The sequence below is a fragment of the Phaeobacter sp. JH20_29 genome (assembly GCF_048056175.1).
GTDB classification, from domain to species: Bacteria; Pseudomonadota; Alphaproteobacteria; order Rhodobacterales; family Rhodobacteraceae; genus Phaeobacter; species Phaeobacter bryozoorum.
Map to the genome: position 1 here is coordinate 42806 of NZ_JAYMWO010000011.1, position 15093 is coordinate 57898.

Here is a 15093-nt window from a genome sequence, read left to right on the forward strand (position 1 = left end):
TGTACAAACTGGTATTCTTGCGGCTTAAGGTGTTCATTTTGAACGCTGCGGTGGTGGTGTGGCCGGTTCGTTTAGCCGATTGAAGGATAAAGAATGCGCTTTTTGCGGCAAACGGTGATTGGGGTCTTTCTTGCGGCGCTGACAGCGGCGCTGCTGCTTCTGGCGGTGCAGATGGTGGTGTCTGCCATTCAGACCCGTATGGCGGACGAACGTGGCACGCCGCCGGATCGTGAACGGGTGTTTGCGGTGAATGTCGAGCGGGCTGAGCTGGGCACGGTGCAGCCGCGGCTGACCGCCTTTGGCCGGATCGAGAGCCGCCGCAGGCTGGAGCTGCGTACGGCGGCTGCCGGTCGGGTGGTCAAGCTGGCGCCGGGTTTCGAGGATGGCGGTGACGTGAAGGCCGGGGCGCTTCTGGTGCAGATCGACCCGGCAGATGCGCAGGCCGCCCTGCGACGCGCAGAGGCGGACATGCTGGACGCAGAGGCCGAGACCCGAGAGGCCCGGCGCGGGCTGGCGCTGGCGCAGGATGAACTGGCCGCTGCCGAGGATCAGGCAGAGCTGCGCACGCGCGCGCTGGAGCGGCAGCGCAACCTGGAAACGCGGGGCGTCGGATCGGCGGCAACGGTTGAGGTGGTGGAACTGGCGGCGGCACAGGCCCGGCAGGCGGTGATTTCTCGCAGGCAGGCGGTGTCGCTGGCCGAGGCCCGCATTGATCAAAGCGTCACGCGACTGGCCCGGGCCGAGATCGCACTTGAGGATGCCCGCCGCAATCTGGCCGACACCACGATCACCGCCGCGTTTGACGGGACGCTGCAATCGGTGAACCTGGTGGAAGGGCGGTTGGTTTCGGCCAATGAAAAGCTGGCCGATTTGGTGGATCCGGCGCAGCTGGATGTGGCGTTCCGGGTGTCGACGGTTCAATACGCCCGTCTGCTGGATGCCGATGGGCAGCTGCTTGCGGCCCCGGTTGAGGTCACGCTGGATGCCACCGGCGCCGCATTGAAGGCAACGGGTGTTGCGGTGCGGGTCAGCGGTGATGCAGGCGAAGGGCTGGCAGGGCGGTTGATCTACGCGCGGCTTGATCCGGCACTTGGCTTCAAGCCCGGCGATTTTGTCACCGTTCACGTGCAGGAACCGGAGCTGGCAGAGGTGGCGCGGCTGCCGGCCTCGGCGCTGGGGGCGGATGGAACGGTTCTGGTGCTGGGGGAGGACGACCGCCTAGAGGCGCTTCCTGTAACGCTGGTGCGTCGCCAGGGTGATGACGTGCTGCTGCGCGGCGCAGGTCTGGAAGGCCGCGACGTCGTCACCGGGCGCACGCCGCTGCTGGGGGCGGGGATCAAGGTGCGCCCGCTCCGTCAGGGGGCGGAGGCCAGCGGCGCAGGGGATAGCGCCGCCGCGGAGGCGGATCTGGTTGAGCTGACCGAGGATCGTCGAGCCAAGCTCGTCGCCATGGTCGAAGGCAACAGCAGGATGCCGCAGGCGGTGAAGGCGCGGATGCTGGAACAGCTGGCTGCGGCCAAGGTGCCCGCTGGGCTGATCAACCGGATCGAAACGCGGATGGGAGGGTAGCGGCGATGCTGCGCAATCTCCCCCGATCGGCTGGCGGTGTTCTGAGTTATTTCACTCGCCACCGGACCTTGTCGAACCTGCTGCTGGTCCTGCTCCTGGTGCTGGGTGCGGCGGCGATCCCTAATATGCGGGCGCAGTTCTTTCCCGATGTGATCGTGGACCAGGTGTCGGTGGGAATCGAATGGGAGGGGGCTGGCCCGGAAGATATCGACAGCGCGATCGTGCAGGCGCTGGAGCCGGCGCTGCTGGCGGTTGATGGGGTCGAAAGTTCAAGCGCGACGTCGCGCGAAGGCTGGGCCAGCATCTCCTTGGAATTCGAACCCGGCTGGGACATGGCGCGGGCTGCCGATGACGTGCAAACCGCCGTCGATGGCGTCACCACCCTGCCGGAGGAGGCAGAGGAGCCCAGCGTGCTTCGCGGGGCCTGGCGTGACAGAGTCACGGATGTGGTGATCACAGGCCCGATCGCGCCGCGCCAGCTGGGGCTGTTTGCGGATGAGCTGATCGCGCGCCTGTTCGAGGTCGGGGTGACGCGAACCACGATCCGTGGCATCGCCGCACCGCAGACTATGGTCGAAGTGCCCTCGGCCAGTCTGATTGCCCATGATATCGCGATGACGGATATCGCCGCCGCAATCGCCGCAGAGGTTGATGCCAATCCCGCGGGCGATGTGAGTGGCGCAAATGCCCGGATCCGCACCGGCAGCGAAAAGCGCAGCCCGGAGGAATTGGCAGGCATCGTGCTGCGTACCAACCCCGATGGGTCCGCGCTGACCGTGGGAGATGTCGCCACAATCCGTGTGGAGGGTGTGGATCGCAATCGTTCTTATTTCGTCGGCGACGATCCGGCGATGTCGATCCGGGTGGACCGATCGGATCAGGGCGATGCGATTAAGATTCAGCATCAGGTCGAAGGGGTGGTTGAGGCCTTGCAGGCCAGCCTGCCGGATGGTGTCAGCGCCAGTCTGATCCGAACCCGGGCCGAGGCGATCACCGGTCGTCTGGATATCCTGCTGGACAACGGGCTGATGGGTCTTGGTCTGGTGTTGGCATTGCTGTTCCTGTTTCTGAACGCACGCATTGCCTTCTGGGTCGCGGCAGGGATCCCGGCGGCGATGTTTGCCGCAGTGGCCTTCATGTATATGGCTGGTCTGACGATCAATATGATCAGCCTGTTTGGCCTGATCATCACGCTGGGCATTGTGGTGGATGATGCGATCGTGGTGGGTGAACATGCCGATTTCCGTGCGCGGCGTCTGGGCGAGCACCCGGTTGCGGCGGCAGAGAACGCCGCGCGCCGCATGGCCATGCCGGTTTTCGCGGCCACATTGACCACGGTGATCGCATTTTTCGGATTGGTGTCGATTGGCGGGCGGTTCGGCGAGCTGATCCGCGATATCCCCCTGACGGTGATTGCCGTGCTTGCGGGGTCACTGATCGAGTGTTTCCTGATCCTGCCCAATCACCTGGCCCATGCCCTGGCCCATAGCGCCAAGGAACATTGGTATGATCTGCCGAGCCGGGTGGTCAATCGCGGGTTTCGCAGGCTGCGCGATGGTCTGTTCCGACCGCTGATGGCGCTGGTCGTACGCGGACGCTACGTAGTGCTCGCGGGTGCTTTGGTGATCCTGGCCAGTCAACTGGCGCTGTTCATCGGCGGCGATGTCAAATGGCGGTTCTTCAATGCGCCGGAGCGTGGCTCGGTCACCGGTAACTTCGCGATGGCCGAAGGTGCGACGCGGGCCGATACGCTGGCGATGATGCGCGAGATGCAGCGTGCGGTGGATGAGCTGGGTGCGGAGTATGAGGACCGCTATGGCCGCAACCCCATCGAATTTGTCATGGCTGAGATCGGCGGCAACGCCGGGCGCGGTCTGGCCGGTGTCGATGCCAAGGATAGTGATCTTTTGGGCGGGATTTCGATTGAGCTGATTGATGCGGATCTGCGGCCCTATTCCAGCTTTGCCTTTGTTGCGGAGATCCAGGAGAGGGTGCGCCGTCATCCGATGACGGAGACGCTGTCTTTCCGTGGTTGGCGGTCCGGCCCGGGTGGGGATGCGCTGAATGTGCAGTTCAGCGGTGCGGCGGTCGAGGTTCTGAAAGCCGCATCGGAGGATCTGAAGACGGCACTGCTGCGCTATCCTGAGGTCTCCGCTGTTGAGGACAATCTTGCCTATGACAAGGAAGAGCTGGTGCTGGAGCTGACGCCGCAGGGGCGCGCGCTGGCGTTCACGGTTGAGACGCTTGGCCGGGCGCTGCGTGCGCGGCTCAATGGGATCGAGGCGGCAACCTACCCGGAGGGCCCGCGTAGTGCCTCGATCCGGGTGGAACTGCCGAAGGACGAGCTGACCGCCGATTTCCTGGAGCGCACGCTGATGCGTAGCCCGGCGGGTGTCTATCTGCCGCTTGCGGATATCGTCTCTGTCAGCCAGCGCACCGGTTTTTCGACAGTGCGGCGGGAAAACGGGGTACGCGTGATCAGTGTCACGGGCGATATCTCCGAGGACGATCCGGCCAGAGCTCAGGCCATAGCAACCGCGCTGGAAGAGGAAATCCTGCCGAGCATCGCCAGCGAACGGCAGGTCGATTGGCAGCTCGCCGGGTTGAGCGAACAGGAGAACGAGTTCCTGAATGACGCGCGAACCGGACTGATACTCTGCCTGACCGGTATCTATCTGGTGCTGTCGTGGATATTCGCCAGCTGGACGCGGCCCTTGGTGGTAATGGCGATTATTCCCTTTGGTCTGGTTGGCACGATCTGGGGCCACTACCTGTGGGACGTGCCGCTGTCGATGTTCACGGTGGTGGGGCTGTTGGGAATGACCGGCATCATTATCAACGATTCGATCGTGTTGGTGACCACGATCGATGAATATGCGCAGGAACGTGGCTTGATACCGTCGATCATTGACGGGGCCGCTGACCGGCTGCGGCCGGTGATGCTGACGACGCTGACAACGGTGCTGGGGCTGGCGCCCTTGATGTACGAGGGTTCGCAGCAGGCGCAGTTTCTGAAGCCGACCGTGATTACGCTGGTCTATGGTCTTGGTTTCGGGATGTTCCTGGTGCTGCTGGTGGTACCGGCGCTGATCGCGGTTCAGGCCGATGTGGCGCGCCCCTTTGCGGCGCTGCGGCGCGGGCTGACATCGCGGGCGGGAGAGCTGCGCTGGCTGACGCTGGGGCTGGGAGCGGCGCAGCTGCTGTGGCTCGCGGTAACACTTGGCTATGCGATGGCGGTTGGGCTACTGCATCCGCTGCTGCGAACGTTTGTGCCGGTGCTGGCGGCGATGGATCCGGTGCGGGCAGCCACGCTGCTGTTCATCGTTGGTGCTGCGCTTCTGAGCCTGTTTGGCTACCTCTGCGCCCGCGCGGTGGGCGCACGCCGCGCCAGGGTCTGAGCGCGCAACAGTTCTGAGCGTCGACCCGGGCTTTATGGATGCAGTGTGGGCGGGAGTGCCAAGGCTAACCCGTCATCCGGCGGCGCTGTTGCTGGGCGAGGGCGGCGACCTCCGCCACTTGGTCAATCAGCATCCGGTCAGGAGACTGGTCGAAGCCAGTGGTCAGATCGGAGACCTGCACCCATTGTGCCTGCAGGGCGTCATCATTGGGGGCGGGCTGGCCTGAGACGTAGTCGCAGAGCACGGCGATGAGAAGATATTGCCGCTGCACCTCACCCGCGTCATCCCGCAGCATGACGTCGATATGGGTCAGCACTTCGCGGGGGCTGGCGATGACGCTGGTTTCTTCCAGCAGTTCGCGGGCGGCAGCCTGCATCGCGGTCTCGCCGAGTTCGACATGGCCGCCGGGAAAGCCCCACCAACCTGCATTTGGCGGCGATCTGCGCTGGATGAGGATCACCTGATCACCATCCTGTCGGGGATGGCAGACCACGGCCAACGCCCCCAGGACCGGGCGGCGAGGGGCTTCGTCGGAGGCGGGATTGGCGGGCATGGCTGGATCCGGTCGGGCAGATGATCCCTTGTTAGTGCCGGGTGCAGCCCTGAATGTCTACCGCCCGGTTCTGCCCAAGTACGGTGATACGCATCTGCGAGCGATCCACAGCGAAGGGACCGCCATCGGCGGAGATGATTTCGGTTTTCGCCGTCAGCTTGTGGCCCTCTCGGCTGGTCGTCGTTTCGGTTGTGACCAGCGAAGGGACGCCGGGTTCGACAACCACGACCTCCTCACCGCCTGCGCTGGGCATGGTGATCCGGGCAACCAGCTCCATCCCATAGCGGCTGGGGGACAGCGCACAGGTCGCGGCCTGCACCCCTGCCTCCTTTGCGGACCAGGGACGGTCAGCCAGTGCTGCGACAATTGCCGGGTTGCGCGGGCTGTCCGGTTTCAGCGCCTGATCGAAACGCAGTTCCGAGGGTATGCAGACATCCTTGCAGATGCCGAGCTCCATGCGGCCCTTCAGCCGCAGCGGCTGCCCGGGTTTGGCCGGGGTGATCTCGACCGGCAGCACCAGCTGGTCATGATAGCCGATGGTGCGAAATCCTGAGGTGAGGAACACTTCGGGCGTGGGCCAGCGGATTGCGACGGCCCCGACATTGCGCGAGCCTTGCCAGCTGAAGCGGGGCGGAATGCCGGCATCGCCGGGCGCGCGCCAGTAGGTTTTCCAGCCTTCGGAAAGCGTCAGCCGCAACGCTCCCATATGGGTGCCGCGTCGCGTGGTGCCGCCGTCCAGCACCTCGATACGGACAATATCGGACATCTGCTCGGCGGGGGCCGTGGCAGGCAGGGCCAGAAACGACAGCGCCAGCGGTGCGCAGAGGCATTTCGCCAAGGTCTTGGCCGTCGTGGTGCGGGCCGTCAGGGGCGTCGCAAGCGCCGAGAGAAGTGAGAACATAACCATGCCCATTTACATGTGCATTCCAGCAAGAAAAGCCAAGTCACGTTCCGGTCAACGGCGTTGAGCATTGGCTAAGGCACGGGTTGGTCTTGAACCTCTGCCTGCGGGTGGCCATTGTGACAGGGCAGGCAGGTTGCCCGGTCACGGGTGGCGGCGATTTGAAAAAAAAGGACGACAGATTCATATGGATCTTACCGGCGAACTGCTGATTGCGATGCCCGGCATCGGTGACCCGAGGTTCGAGCATTCGCTGATCTTGCTATGCTCGCATGAGGACGATGGTGCGATGGGCTTGATCGTGAATAAACCGGCCACCGGCGTTGATTTGTCCAACCTGTTGGAACAGCTGGATATTACTCCGCGCAGTGCAGAAGAGGCCGCGCTACCGGTGCGGTTTGGCGGGCCGGTCGAGACGCAGCGCGGCTTTGTCCTGCATTCACCGGAGTACAAATCCAACGTCAGTTCGTTGCGGGTTTCCGAGGCGTTTTCGATGACCGCGACCGTTGACGTGCTCGAAGATATCGCGATGGGGCGGGGACCTGAGCAGGTGATGGTCATGCTTGGCTACGCCGGCTGGGGGCCGGGGCAGCTTGAGACCGAAATTGCCAATAATGGCTGGCTGACCGCAACGGCAACGCCGGAGGTGGTGTTCGAGCTGGACGATTTCGCCAAATGGGAGGCGGCGCTGCGCTCCCTCGGCGTCGATCCGCTGACTCTGTCCACCAGTGCCGGTCACGCGTGACCGGAGGCTTACGATGCCCTGAGCAGGCCGCTAGCGTGGCGCGGCGGCGCGGCGCAGCCGGTCGTTGATGGCGACACCCAGCCCGATTTCCGGGATTGGGGCGACAGCGATAGGGCGGGCCTTGGCGTCAAGCTGGTGGAGATGTCCAAACAGCTGCGCCGCAGCCTCGCGCAGATCGCCGCTGGCCGAGAGGTTGAGATCACAGTCCATTTTGCCAAATCCGAGATAGAGCTCGCCCTCTGCTGGGTTTGTGACGTTCAGCCTGACGCTGGCGCGCGGGGCGTAGTGCGACAGCAGCTGCCCCGGAGCGGTCAGTGGATCGCCGACATCGCGCTGCTGCAGCGGGTGTCCCAGAACGGCCTCGATTTCCTCGGCGGCCAGCCCGCCGGGACGCAGCAGCAATGGCGTGCCGGTTGCAAGGCCGACAATGGTGGATTCCACGCCGACGCCGCAGGGACCGTCATCGACCACGGCCGCGATGCGGCCGTCCAGTCCGGCGATGACATGGGCGGCGGTTGTCGGGCTGATCCGGCCCGATGGGTTTGCGGAGGGGGCCGCCACCGGGCCATCCAGAACCGACAAAAGCGCCCGGGCCGCAGGATGGGCCGGGATACGGATGCCGAGGGTGGTCAGCCCGGCAGTGACCAGAGGCGAGATACCGTGGTCCTCACGCAGCGGCAGGACCAGCGTCAGCGGGCCCGGCCAGAAGGCCTCGGCGAGTTTGCTGGCGGTGTCGGACCAGATCACATAGCGCTGGGCGGTCTCCACCGCGTGGACGTGGGCAATCAGCGGGTTGAAACTGGGGCGGCCCTTGGCGGCATAGAGGGCCTCAACCGCGTCGGTCTGGCGCGCATCAGCCCCGAGCCCGTAGACGGTTTCGGTTGGAAATGCGACCAGCCGGCCCTCTTTCAACAGGTCCGCAGCTGTGCTGATCTCCTGTGGTTGCGCGGTCAGGAGGCGGGTTGTGGGACTGGACATGGCTGGTGACGCGGCGTTTTGGTTGCTTGATTAAAGGGCCCGGTTAGGTAATCGGACAAGACATTCAACATAAAGGTTTGGGGCAATGATGCCAAGGCTGCCCCAACCAGCTCTCTGAAAGAGGCCAGACATGACCTTCCGTGCCCCGGTTCCCGAGTATCAGTTTCTTCTCGAACATATCATCGGTTTTCATGAAATCGCCGCTACCGAGCGCTTTGGCGAGGCCAGCGATGATGTGGTTACGGCGATCCTGACCGAGGCGGGGAAGTTCTGCGATGAAGTTATGGCCCCCTTGAATCGTGGCGGCGATCTGCAACCGGCGCGTCTGGAAAACGGGGTGCTGCGCAGCTCTCCCGGTTATGCCGAAGGCTGGCAGGCGATTTCCGAAGGCGGCTGGATCGGGATGAGCGCGGCAGAGGAATTTGGCGGCATGGGGCTGCCGATGACCCTGACCACCGCGGTCAATGAGATGATGTCGGGCGCCTGCCTGTCGCTGCAACTGGCCCCGCTGATGAGCCAGGGTCAGATCGAGGCGTTGGAACATCACGCCAGCGATGAGCTGAAGTCGCTCTACCTGCCCAAGCTGATTTCGGGGGAATGGTCGGGCACCATGAACCTGACCGAGCCGCAGGCCGGATCGGATGTGGGGGCGCTTAGCTCGAAGGCAGAGCCTCTGGACGACGGCACCTATGCGATCAGCGGTCAGAAGATCTATATCTCCTGGGGCGACAATGATTTTGCGGGCAATATCTGCCATCTGGTTCTGGCCCGCCTGCCTGATGCGGCACCCGGAACCAAGGGGATTTCGCTGTTCCTCGTCCCCAAGTACCTGCCGGACGCCGAGGGTAACCCCGGCAAGGCCAACACGCTGAAGGTGGTGAGCCTTGAGCATAAGATGGGCCTGCACGGTTCGCCGACCTGCGTCATGCAATATGACGGCGCAATCGGCTGGATGGTCGGCAAACCGGGGGGCGGTCTGGCAGCAATGTTCACCATGATGAACAATGCCCGGCTGGGCGTTGGTGGTCAGGGCGTCGGTGTCGCTGGTGCGGCCTATCAAAAGGCGCTGGCCTACGCGCTGGAGCGCAAGCAGGGCAAATCCGCCTCCGGCACCATCGTGGACCATGCGGATGTGCGCCGGATGCTGATGGAAATGAAGGCCGATCTCTTTGCAGCGCGCGCGATCCTGCTGGCCTGTTCGCAGGCCATCGACATGCAGACCGCAACCGGCGCACAGGAATGGACCGCGCGGGCAGCGTTTCTGACGCCAATCGCCAAGACCTTTGGCACGGAAACCGGGATGCGTGTTTCGGAAACCGGTGTGCAGGTGCATGGCGGTATGGGGTTCATTGAGGAAACCGGTGCAGCGCAGTTTTATCGCGATGTGCGGGTGACGGCGATCTACGAAGGCACCAACGGCATTCAGGCGATGGATCTGGTTGGGCGCAAGATGATGGACGGCGGCGATATGGCCAACCGTCTGATCGACGAGATCGAGGAGCAGGCCGAGCGCGCCCGCACCTCTCATCCCAATATGGCCGAGGCCGTCTGGCAGGCCTGTGAATCCCTGCGCGAAGCGACCGAATGGTTGACCGCACAGAGCGACATGGATGAGCGTTTCGCAGGAGCGGTTCCCTATCTGCATGCCTTTGCGCGGGTTCTTGGCGGGCATTACCACCTGGCGGCTGCGATGGCCGACATCGGTGGCCCGCGCGAAAAGCTGGCGCGGTTCTATATCAACCGGATGTTGCCGGAACACGCCGCGCTCTTGGCTCATGCGCAGGCGGGTGCGGACGGCGCGCGCGCTCTGACGCTGGATGAATTGGCTGACGGATGACCAGCCCGCGACCCGACGGTCCATGGAACACGCCGCCTGCCGAGGGTGAGGCGATCGAGGTGGCGGAAGGCGTCCTCTGGATGCGGCTGCCGCTGCCGATGAAGTTGGATCATGTGAACGTCTATGCGCTGGATGATGGCGAAGGCTAGACCATCGTCGATACCGGCATGTCCTCAAACAAGACCCGCCGCATCTGGGAGCGGCTGATGGCGGGGCCGCTGGAGGGCAAGCCGATCCGGCGCGTGGTGGTCACGCATCATCACCCCGATCACATCGGCAACGCCGGCTGGTTCCAGTCTGAGCATGGGGCTGAGCTGGTGACCACGCGAACGGCCTGGCTGTTTGCTCGAATGCTGACGCTGGACGTGCAGGAAAGCTGGCCTGAGGAAACGCTGACGTTTTACCGCAGCTCGGGCATGGATCCCGCGATCTATGACGCACGGCTGGCGGAGCGGCCGTTCAATTTCGCCGATACGGTCTATCCGATGCCGCTGGGCTTTACCCGGATCAAACAGGGCGACGTGTTTCGCATGGGCGGGCGCAACTGGGACGTCCACATGGGTAATGGTCACGCGCCAGAGCACGCAACCTTCTGGAGCCGCGATGACAATCTGGTGATCACCGGCGACCAGATCCTGTCCTCGATCAGTCCCAATATTGGCGTCTATGCGACCGAGCCGATGGCGGATCCTGTGGCCGAATGGCTGGAGGCCTGCGAGCGTCTGGCACCGTTGACACGGGGTGATCAGCTGGCTTTGGGCGGGCATAAGTTGCCATTTCGCGGTCTGCCGCATCGGATGGCCCAGTTGATCGACAACCATCACGGGGCGCTGGCGCGGCTTCTTGAGCATCTCGACGAACCGCGCAGCGCGGCCGAATGTTTTGCGCCGCTGTTCAAACGCAAGATCGGCTCCGGGGAATATGGCCTTGCTTTGGTCGAGGCGGTGGCCCATTTAAATCATCTGTACCATCTGGGTCAGGTTGACCGCAGCCGTCGTGCGGACGGGGCTTGGCTTTACCAGCGCAAGGGGTGATCGACCCCTGGAAAGGGAGAGATCATGACCGATGAGATCGCAACCAGCGCCGAGGCGGCAGAGGCGGCCGTTCTGCCCTGCGTTCACGAGGTCCACGCGGATCCCGACGCCTGCACCGGTATCGAAAAAGTGCAGATGCCGTTGCAAAAATCCGTTGCCGAGAAAAGCGCCGCACGCTGGGCCTATGAACGGTTGATCCTTTATATCAAGAACTTCGAGGAGCAGCTGGATAGCGAGCATGAGGTCGCGATGGGGTTTGCCGGCGGCGATGCCGGTGTGATGCGGATCGAGGGTATGGGCTACTTCGACCCCGATATCATCACCTATTACGGCAGCGATTCCAGCGGCGCGCGCACGCAGCTGGTCCAACACGTCAGCCAGCTCAACGTGATGTTGCGGGCCCTGCCAAAGCGGAATGAGGCGGCACCTGCCAATCGGATCGGTTTTCGTTTGGTGTCCGACCTTGAGAGTGATCCGGCTGAGACCTGACGTTCGGGCAGCCTGTTGCGCTGGGGGTGTTGCCACACTTCTGTTCGGCGCGCTCAGCAGCGTTGCGGCCGCCGAAGACGCGGTTGCGGCGGGCTATTGGGCAATGTTGGAGCGTGCAGCTCATCGCGGCCTCATGCAGGAGGTCGCGGCAGCAGGTGGCAGGCCAACCCCCTTTGCCACCGATGGCTGTAGCGGTGGGTTGTCTGCGATCTGGCGCCAGTTCAGTGGCAGGGAAGAGACAGCCGACGGTCCGCCGTTTGAGGCCTGTTGCGTGGCTCATGACCTGCTCTATCACGATGCCGACGGGATCGGATCATCTGGCCGAATCCTTGATGGTCGCGACGAAGATCTGGCCACCGCCAGCCAGCAGGCAAGACTGGCCGCGGATCAGGCTCTGCGCCGCTGTGTAGAGACGCAACTCAGCAGCCGCGAGTCCCCAACAGCGGCCATCGCCGCACCGGTCGCAACCGCCATGTATGCTGCGGTGCGATTCGGTGGCGCGCCTTGCAGCGGGCTGAGCTGGCGCTGGGGCTACGGCTATGGTCACTGCCAAGCGGTGTTTGGCCGGTGAATTGCCCGGTGATTTGCCCTGGCTGCGCCCGATTGACGTGGTGACAGGGTCTGTGAAATCCAGTATTCAGCGGAAAACAGACGCGAATAGGAATGGACACATGGCTGACCATAAGCACGGTTCGATGGATATCACCGTTCAGGAAAAGACCTACAACGGCTTCATCAAGTTCACGACACGGTTCTGCATCGCAGCGCTGCTCTTTGCAGTGTTCCTCGCGATTTTTGCAACCTGATCACCCTCGTGAATGGTTCTGATCTGAGCGGGCGTTGTGGCGCCCGGCACCTTGCGAGCGGTCTAAGGCTTGCGCTTGTTTGCGCCGGTGTGGCGCTGCTGTCGGCCTGTGCCGCCCAGCAGCAGCCCAACGCGGATGACGCCACGCTGGAACGGGTTGCCTATCGGCATAATGGTCCGCCTGCGCTGACGCTTTATACGATGATCAACAATCGTACCGGGCAGGGCGCGCATACCTCGCTGATGATCAATGCCTCGGAACGGGTGATCTTTGATCCTGCCGGGTCATTCTATGCCGATGTGGTGCCGGAGCGGGATGATGTGCTCTTTGGCATCACGCCGGGGGTGGAGAAAGCCTATCGCGGATCACATGCGCGCAGCACCCATCATGTGGTGGTGCAGCGGATCGAAGTGACGCCCGAGCAGGCGCAGCGCGCCTATCAGCTGGTACGGGCAAACGGTCGGGTTCCGGGCGCGTTCTGTGCCAATGCCACAGCCTCGATCCTGAAGCAGGTACCTGGGTTTGAGACGCTGGATGTGACTTTCTACCCTGGGAATCTCTCGGAACAGTTTGGCGCCTTGCCGGGGGTGACGACTGAACGCTACCGTGAAAACGACAGCGCAGACTTGCAAGAGGGGCTGGCAAAGAACAATGCGGCGTTGAACGCAGGCGGGTGATGCTGCCGCGTTCAGGCACAGCTATAGATGGGAAAAGCCGCAGCATCGTCTGCGGCTTTTGTCTGTTCGTGTGGATGGATCAGCCTGCCAACAGAAAGAGCAGCAGGAAGCCAACAGCGCCGCTGCCCATGGCGATCAGGACATTGCGTGTCCAGTACCCGAGCGCGAAGACCGCCGCGGCGACGGCGAGATGGGGCAGGCTGGGGGTGCCACCGGTCGGCGTCGGCCAGACCACCAGCGGCGCCACCAGCGCAGGAATGATCGCCACCGCAGTATAGCGCAGATGGCGCATCAGCCAAACGGGCATGGTCCTGCCGCCCATCAGCCCGATAAAGGCAAAGCGCAGGGCGAAGCTGCCAATGGCAAGGCCGATGATGATCGTCCATAGCAACGTCGGATCGGGGGGCTGGGTCATGACGGATCCTTTGCAATGCTGCGGCGCTCCAGCCAGAGCTCGGCCTGGGCGCCAGCCATCATGCCGATAAGACCGGCAACAATCAGGCCAAGATTGTAGGGCAGCGCGGTGGCCGGCAGCGCGGTGGCGACAGCGGCGAAACAGGCAATGACATGGGCCGGTGTGCGCAGCATTGGGCCGATCATGGCCAGGAACGCCAGCGGCAGGACAAAGTCGAGGCCCCAGCTGGCCGGGATCTGGGTGCCGACCAACGCCCCGATATAAGTTGCGAGCATCCAGCCCGGTGCCACGCAGCCATTTGTGCCGAAGAAATAGGCCATGCGCTGTGATAGGGTCATCTGCGGATGGGTTTCGAACTGCACGATCGAGAGCGCATAGGATTGGTCGACGGTGAGATAGGCCGCACAGGCGCGTTGCCACAACGGAGCGCCGCCGAGGTACGGCGTCAGTGATGCCGAATACATCGCCACCCGCAGGTTCACCGCAAGCGCTGAAATCAGGATGATCAGAACCGGCGTGTTCTCTTGCATCAGTTGCAGCGCTGTAAACTGGGCCGAACCGGCAAAGACCGACAGGGAGAAGATCATGGCCTCAGGGACAATCAGTCCCGCTTCGGCAGCAAGAACGCCAAACAGCAGCCCAAATGGTCCCGAGACCAGGAGGAAAGGCGCGCCGTCGCGAAACCCCTTCCAAAAGGCCGATTTCGTGGTGGTGATTGCCATGATCAGGTCCTAGGTTATTGCTGAAACGGCATAGGCCTGCTGGCGGAGGTTTGCAATTGATGATGGTTGAGAACAGCTCCGACCTGGCGTCGATACTGGCTGAATATGTGATTGCACCTGCGCCGAACGATGCACGGCTGACACGGGTGGTTCAGGGGTTTGATCACACGGGGACCGCGACGGAGATCTCTGTCGTGGAGGAACGGCCGCTGACGATTTACCTCAACCGTCAGGAAATCGTCACCGCCATGACCATTGGCGATTACCCCGAATATCTGGCGCTGGGGTTTCTGCGCAATCAGGGGATGTTGAATCCCGGTGATGAGGTCACCGCCATCGATTATGATGAAGAGCTGGATACCGTGGTCGTAAGGACGGCAGTTGAGACTTCATACGAAGACAAGCTGCAAAAGAAGACCCGCACGTCAGGGTGTGCGGTGGGCACTGTGTTTGGTGACATGATGGAGGGGCTGGAAGGGGTGAGCTTGCCGCAGACAGCGGTGCGCAGCTCCTGGCTTTATGCGTTGGCGCATAAGATCAACCGCACCCCCTCGCTCTATCTTGAGGCTGGCGCCATTCATGGCACGGTTCTGTGCCAAGAAGATCGCCCATTGGTCTATATGGAGGACGTGGGGCGGCACAATGCGGTGGACAAGATCGCCGGCTGGATCCAGAGCACCGGCGCGGAGGTCTCCGACAAAATCCTCTATACCACCGGGCGACTCACCTCGGAGATGGTGATCAAAACCGCGATGATGGGGATTCCGGTGCTGGTGTCTAGATCCGGCTTTACCGCATGGGGGGTGGAGATCGCACAGGAGCTGGGTCTCACTTTGATCGGGCGGATGCGGGGGCAGCGGTTTATCTGCCTGTCGGGAGAGGATCGGCTGATCCGGGATGTGGATCCGGCAAAGGTGCCGGTTGAGGCAAAAGCGCATCGGCGCAAGAGTGCGGACCACTAGGCGCAGA

14 protein-coding genes and 1 pseudogene are annotated in these 15093 nt (G+C 63.0%); 10 read left to right on the forward strand and 5 right to left on the reverse strand.

The window, feature by feature from the left end:
• Positions 1 to 93 precede the first annotated feature (93 nt).
• Both VWZ85_RS07720 and VWZ85_RS07725 read left to right on the forward strand, forming a co-directional pair.
• Positions 94 to 1569 (forward strand): efflux RND transporter periplasmic adaptor subunit, encoded by a 1476-nt coding sequence (locus VWZ85_RS07720; protein WP_416587669.1) that lies wholly within the window; start codon positions 94 to 96, stop codon positions 1567 to 1569.
• Between the two features lie 5 nt (positions 1570 to 1574).
• Positions 1575 to 4967, forward strand: coding sequence for an efflux RND transporter permease subunit (locus VWZ85_RS07725; protein WP_416587672.1), 3393 nt, complete (start codon positions 1575 to 1577; stop codon positions 4965 to 4967).
• Between the two features lie 64 nt (positions 4968 to 5031).
• Here the strand turns inward: VWZ85_RS07725 and VWZ85_RS07730 are convergent, their stop codons facing one another.
• Together VWZ85_RS07730 and VWZ85_RS07735 are read right to left on the reverse strand one after the other, a co-directional pair.
• Positions 5032 to 5520 carry an NUDIX hydrolase gene (locus VWZ85_RS07730; protein WP_416587674.1) on the reverse strand — a complete coding sequence of 163 codons (489 nt, stop codon included), beginning with the start codon at positions 5518 to 5520 and terminating at the stop codon, positions 5032 to 5034.
• A 31-nt stretch (positions 5521 to 5551) separates the two neighbouring features.
• The gene (locus VWZ85_RS07735) at positions 5552 to 6421 is read right to left on the reverse strand and encodes a protein-disulfide reductase DsbD domain-containing protein (RefSeq protein ID WP_416587675.1); all 870 of its coding nucleotides are present in this window, start codon (positions 6419 to 6421) and stop codon (positions 5552 to 5554) included.
• Positions 6422 to 6608: 187 nt separating this feature from the next.
• Between VWZ85_RS07735 and VWZ85_RS07740 the strand changes: the two genes are divergently transcribed.
• The gene (locus VWZ85_RS07740) at positions 6609 to 7166 is read left to right on the forward strand and encodes a YqgE/AlgH family protein (protein ID WP_416540742.1); all 558 of its coding nucleotides are present in this window, start codon (positions 6609 to 6611) and stop codon (positions 7164 to 7166) included.
• Positions 7167 to 7196: 30 nt separating this feature from the next.
• Here VWZ85_RS07740 and VWZ85_RS07745 read toward each other — a convergent pair whose 3' ends face one another.
• Positions 7197 to 8144 carry an L-threonylcarbamoyladenylate synthase gene (locus tag VWZ85_RS07745; RefSeq protein WP_416587677.1) on the reverse strand — a complete coding sequence of 316 codons (948 nt, stop codon included), beginning with the start codon at positions 8142 to 8144 and terminating at the stop codon, positions 7197 to 7199.
• A 130-nt stretch (positions 8145 to 8274) separates the two neighbouring features.
• On the opposite strand from VWZ85_RS07745, the gene VWZ85_RS07750 reads away from it, so the two are divergent.
• From VWZ85_RS07750 to VWZ85_RS07775, 6 genes and pseudogenes are all read left to right on the forward strand, one after another.
• Positions 8275 to 9981, forward strand: coding sequence for an acyl-CoA dehydrogenase (locus VWZ85_RS07750; protein WP_416587678.1), 1707 nt, complete (start codon positions 8275 to 8277; stop codon positions 9979 to 9981).
• A pseudogene (locus VWZ85_RS07755) lies at positions 9978 to 11015 on the forward strand (MBL fold metallo-hydrolase). Before VWZ85_RS07750 ends, VWZ85_RS07755 begins: the two are co-directional and overlap by 4 nt.
• Before the next feature lie 24 nt (positions 11016 to 11039).
• Positions 11040 to 11504 carry a DUF6173 family protein gene (locus VWZ85_RS07760; protein ID WP_340544237.1) on the forward strand — a complete coding sequence of 155 codons (465 nt, stop codon included), beginning with the start codon at positions 11040 to 11042 and terminating at the stop codon, positions 11502 to 11504.
• 103 nt (positions 11505 to 11607) lie between these two features.
• Positions 11608 to 12075 (forward strand): hypothetical protein, encoded by a 468-nt coding sequence (locus VWZ85_RS07765; RefSeq protein ID WP_416595454.1) that lies wholly within the window; start codon positions 11608 to 11610, stop codon positions 12073 to 12075.
• Between the two features lie 100 nt (positions 12076 to 12175).
• Positions 12176 to 12310 carry an aa3-type cytochrome c oxidase subunit IV gene (locus VWZ85_RS07770; RefSeq protein ID WP_340544239.1) on the forward strand — a complete coding sequence of 45 codons (135 nt, stop codon included), beginning with the start codon at positions 12176 to 12178 and terminating at the stop codon, positions 12308 to 12310.
• An 8-nt stretch (positions 12311 to 12318) separates the two neighbouring features.
• Positions 12319 to 12987: a hypothetical protein gene (locus VWZ85_RS07775; RefSeq protein ID WP_416536420.1), complete on the forward strand. Its 669-nt coding sequence runs from the start codon at positions 12319 to 12321 to the stop codon at positions 12985 to 12987.
• A gap of 79 nt (positions 12988 to 13066) precedes the next feature.
• Here VWZ85_RS07775 and VWZ85_RS07780 read toward each other — a convergent pair whose 3' ends face one another.
• Both VWZ85_RS07780 and VWZ85_RS07785 read right to left on the reverse strand, forming a co-directional pair.
• On the reverse strand, positions 13067 to 13402 hold the full coding sequence (locus VWZ85_RS07780; protein WP_340544242.1) for an AzlD domain-containing protein: 336 nt from the start codon (positions 13400 to 13402) through the stop codon (positions 13067 to 13069).
• The gene (locus tag VWZ85_RS07785) at positions 13399 to 14124 is read right to left on the reverse strand and encodes an AzlC family ABC transporter permease (RefSeq protein ID WP_340544243.1); all 726 of its coding nucleotides are present in this window, start codon (positions 14122 to 14124) and stop codon (positions 13399 to 13401) included. The genes VWZ85_RS07780 and VWZ85_RS07785 overlap by 4 nt, the downstream gene beginning before the upstream one ends.
• A 59-nt stretch (positions 14125 to 14183) precedes the next feature.
• Here VWZ85_RS07785 and VWZ85_RS07790 point away from each other — a divergent pair, with 59 nt between their 5' ends.
• Positions 14184 to 15086, forward strand: a complete 903-nt coding sequence (locus tag VWZ85_RS07790; protein ID WP_340544245.1) for a formate dehydrogenase accessory sulfurtransferase FdhD — start codon at positions 14184 to 14186, stop codon at positions 15084 to 15086.
• The last annotated feature ends 7 nt before the right edge of the window (positions 15087 to 15093 follow it).

Coding starts and splice junctions, on each gene's coding strand:
- VWZ85_RS07760 (WP_340544237.1), top strand. CDS start 11,040: ATGACCGATGAGATCGCAACCAGCGCCGAGGCGGCAGAGGCGGCCGTT.
- VWZ85_RS07725 (WP_416587672.1), top strand. CDS start 1,575: ATGCTGCGCAATCTCCCCCGATCGGCTGGCGGTGTTCTGAGTTATTTC.
- VWZ85_RS07780 (WP_340544242.1), bottom strand. CDS start 13,402: ATGACCCAGCCCCCCGATCCGACGTTGCTATGGACGATCATCATCGGC.
- VWZ85_RS07785 (WP_340544243.1), bottom strand. CDS start 14,124: ATGGCAATCACCACCACGAAATCGGCCTTTTGGAAGGGGTTTCGCGAC.
- VWZ85_RS07790 (WP_340544245.1), top strand. CDS start 14,184: ATGATGGTTGAGAACAGCTCCGACCTGGCGTCGATACTGGCTGAATAT.
- VWZ85_RS07735 (WP_416587675.1), bottom strand. CDS start 6,421: ATGTTCTCACTTCTCTCGGCGCTTGCGACGCCCCTGACGGCCCGCACC.
- VWZ85_RS07745 (WP_416587677.1), bottom strand. CDS start 8,144: ATGTCCAGTCCCACAACCCGCCTCCTGACCGCGCAACCACAGGAGATC.
- VWZ85_RS07730 (WP_416587674.1), bottom strand. CDS start 5,520: ATGCCCGCCAATCCCGCCTCCGACGAAGCCCCTCGCCGCCCGGTCCTG.
- VWZ85_RS07765 (WP_416595454.1), top strand. CDS start 11,608: ATGTTGGAGCGTGCAGCTCATCGCGGCCTCATGCAGGAGGTCGCGGCA.
- VWZ85_RS07720 (WP_416587669.1), top strand. CDS start 94: ATGCGCTTTTTGCGGCAAACGGTGATTGGGGTCTTTCTTGCGGCGCTG.
- VWZ85_RS07750 (WP_416587678.1), top strand. CDS start 8,275: ATGACCTTCCGTGCCCCGGTTCCCGAGTATCAGTTTCTTCTCGAACAT.
- VWZ85_RS07740 (WP_416540742.1), top strand. CDS start 6,609: ATGGATCTTACCGGCGAACTGCTGATTGCGATGCCCGGCATCGGTGAC.
- VWZ85_RS07770 (WP_340544239.1), top strand. CDS start 12,176: ATGGCTGACCATAAGCACGGTTCGATGGATATCACCGTTCAGGAAAAG.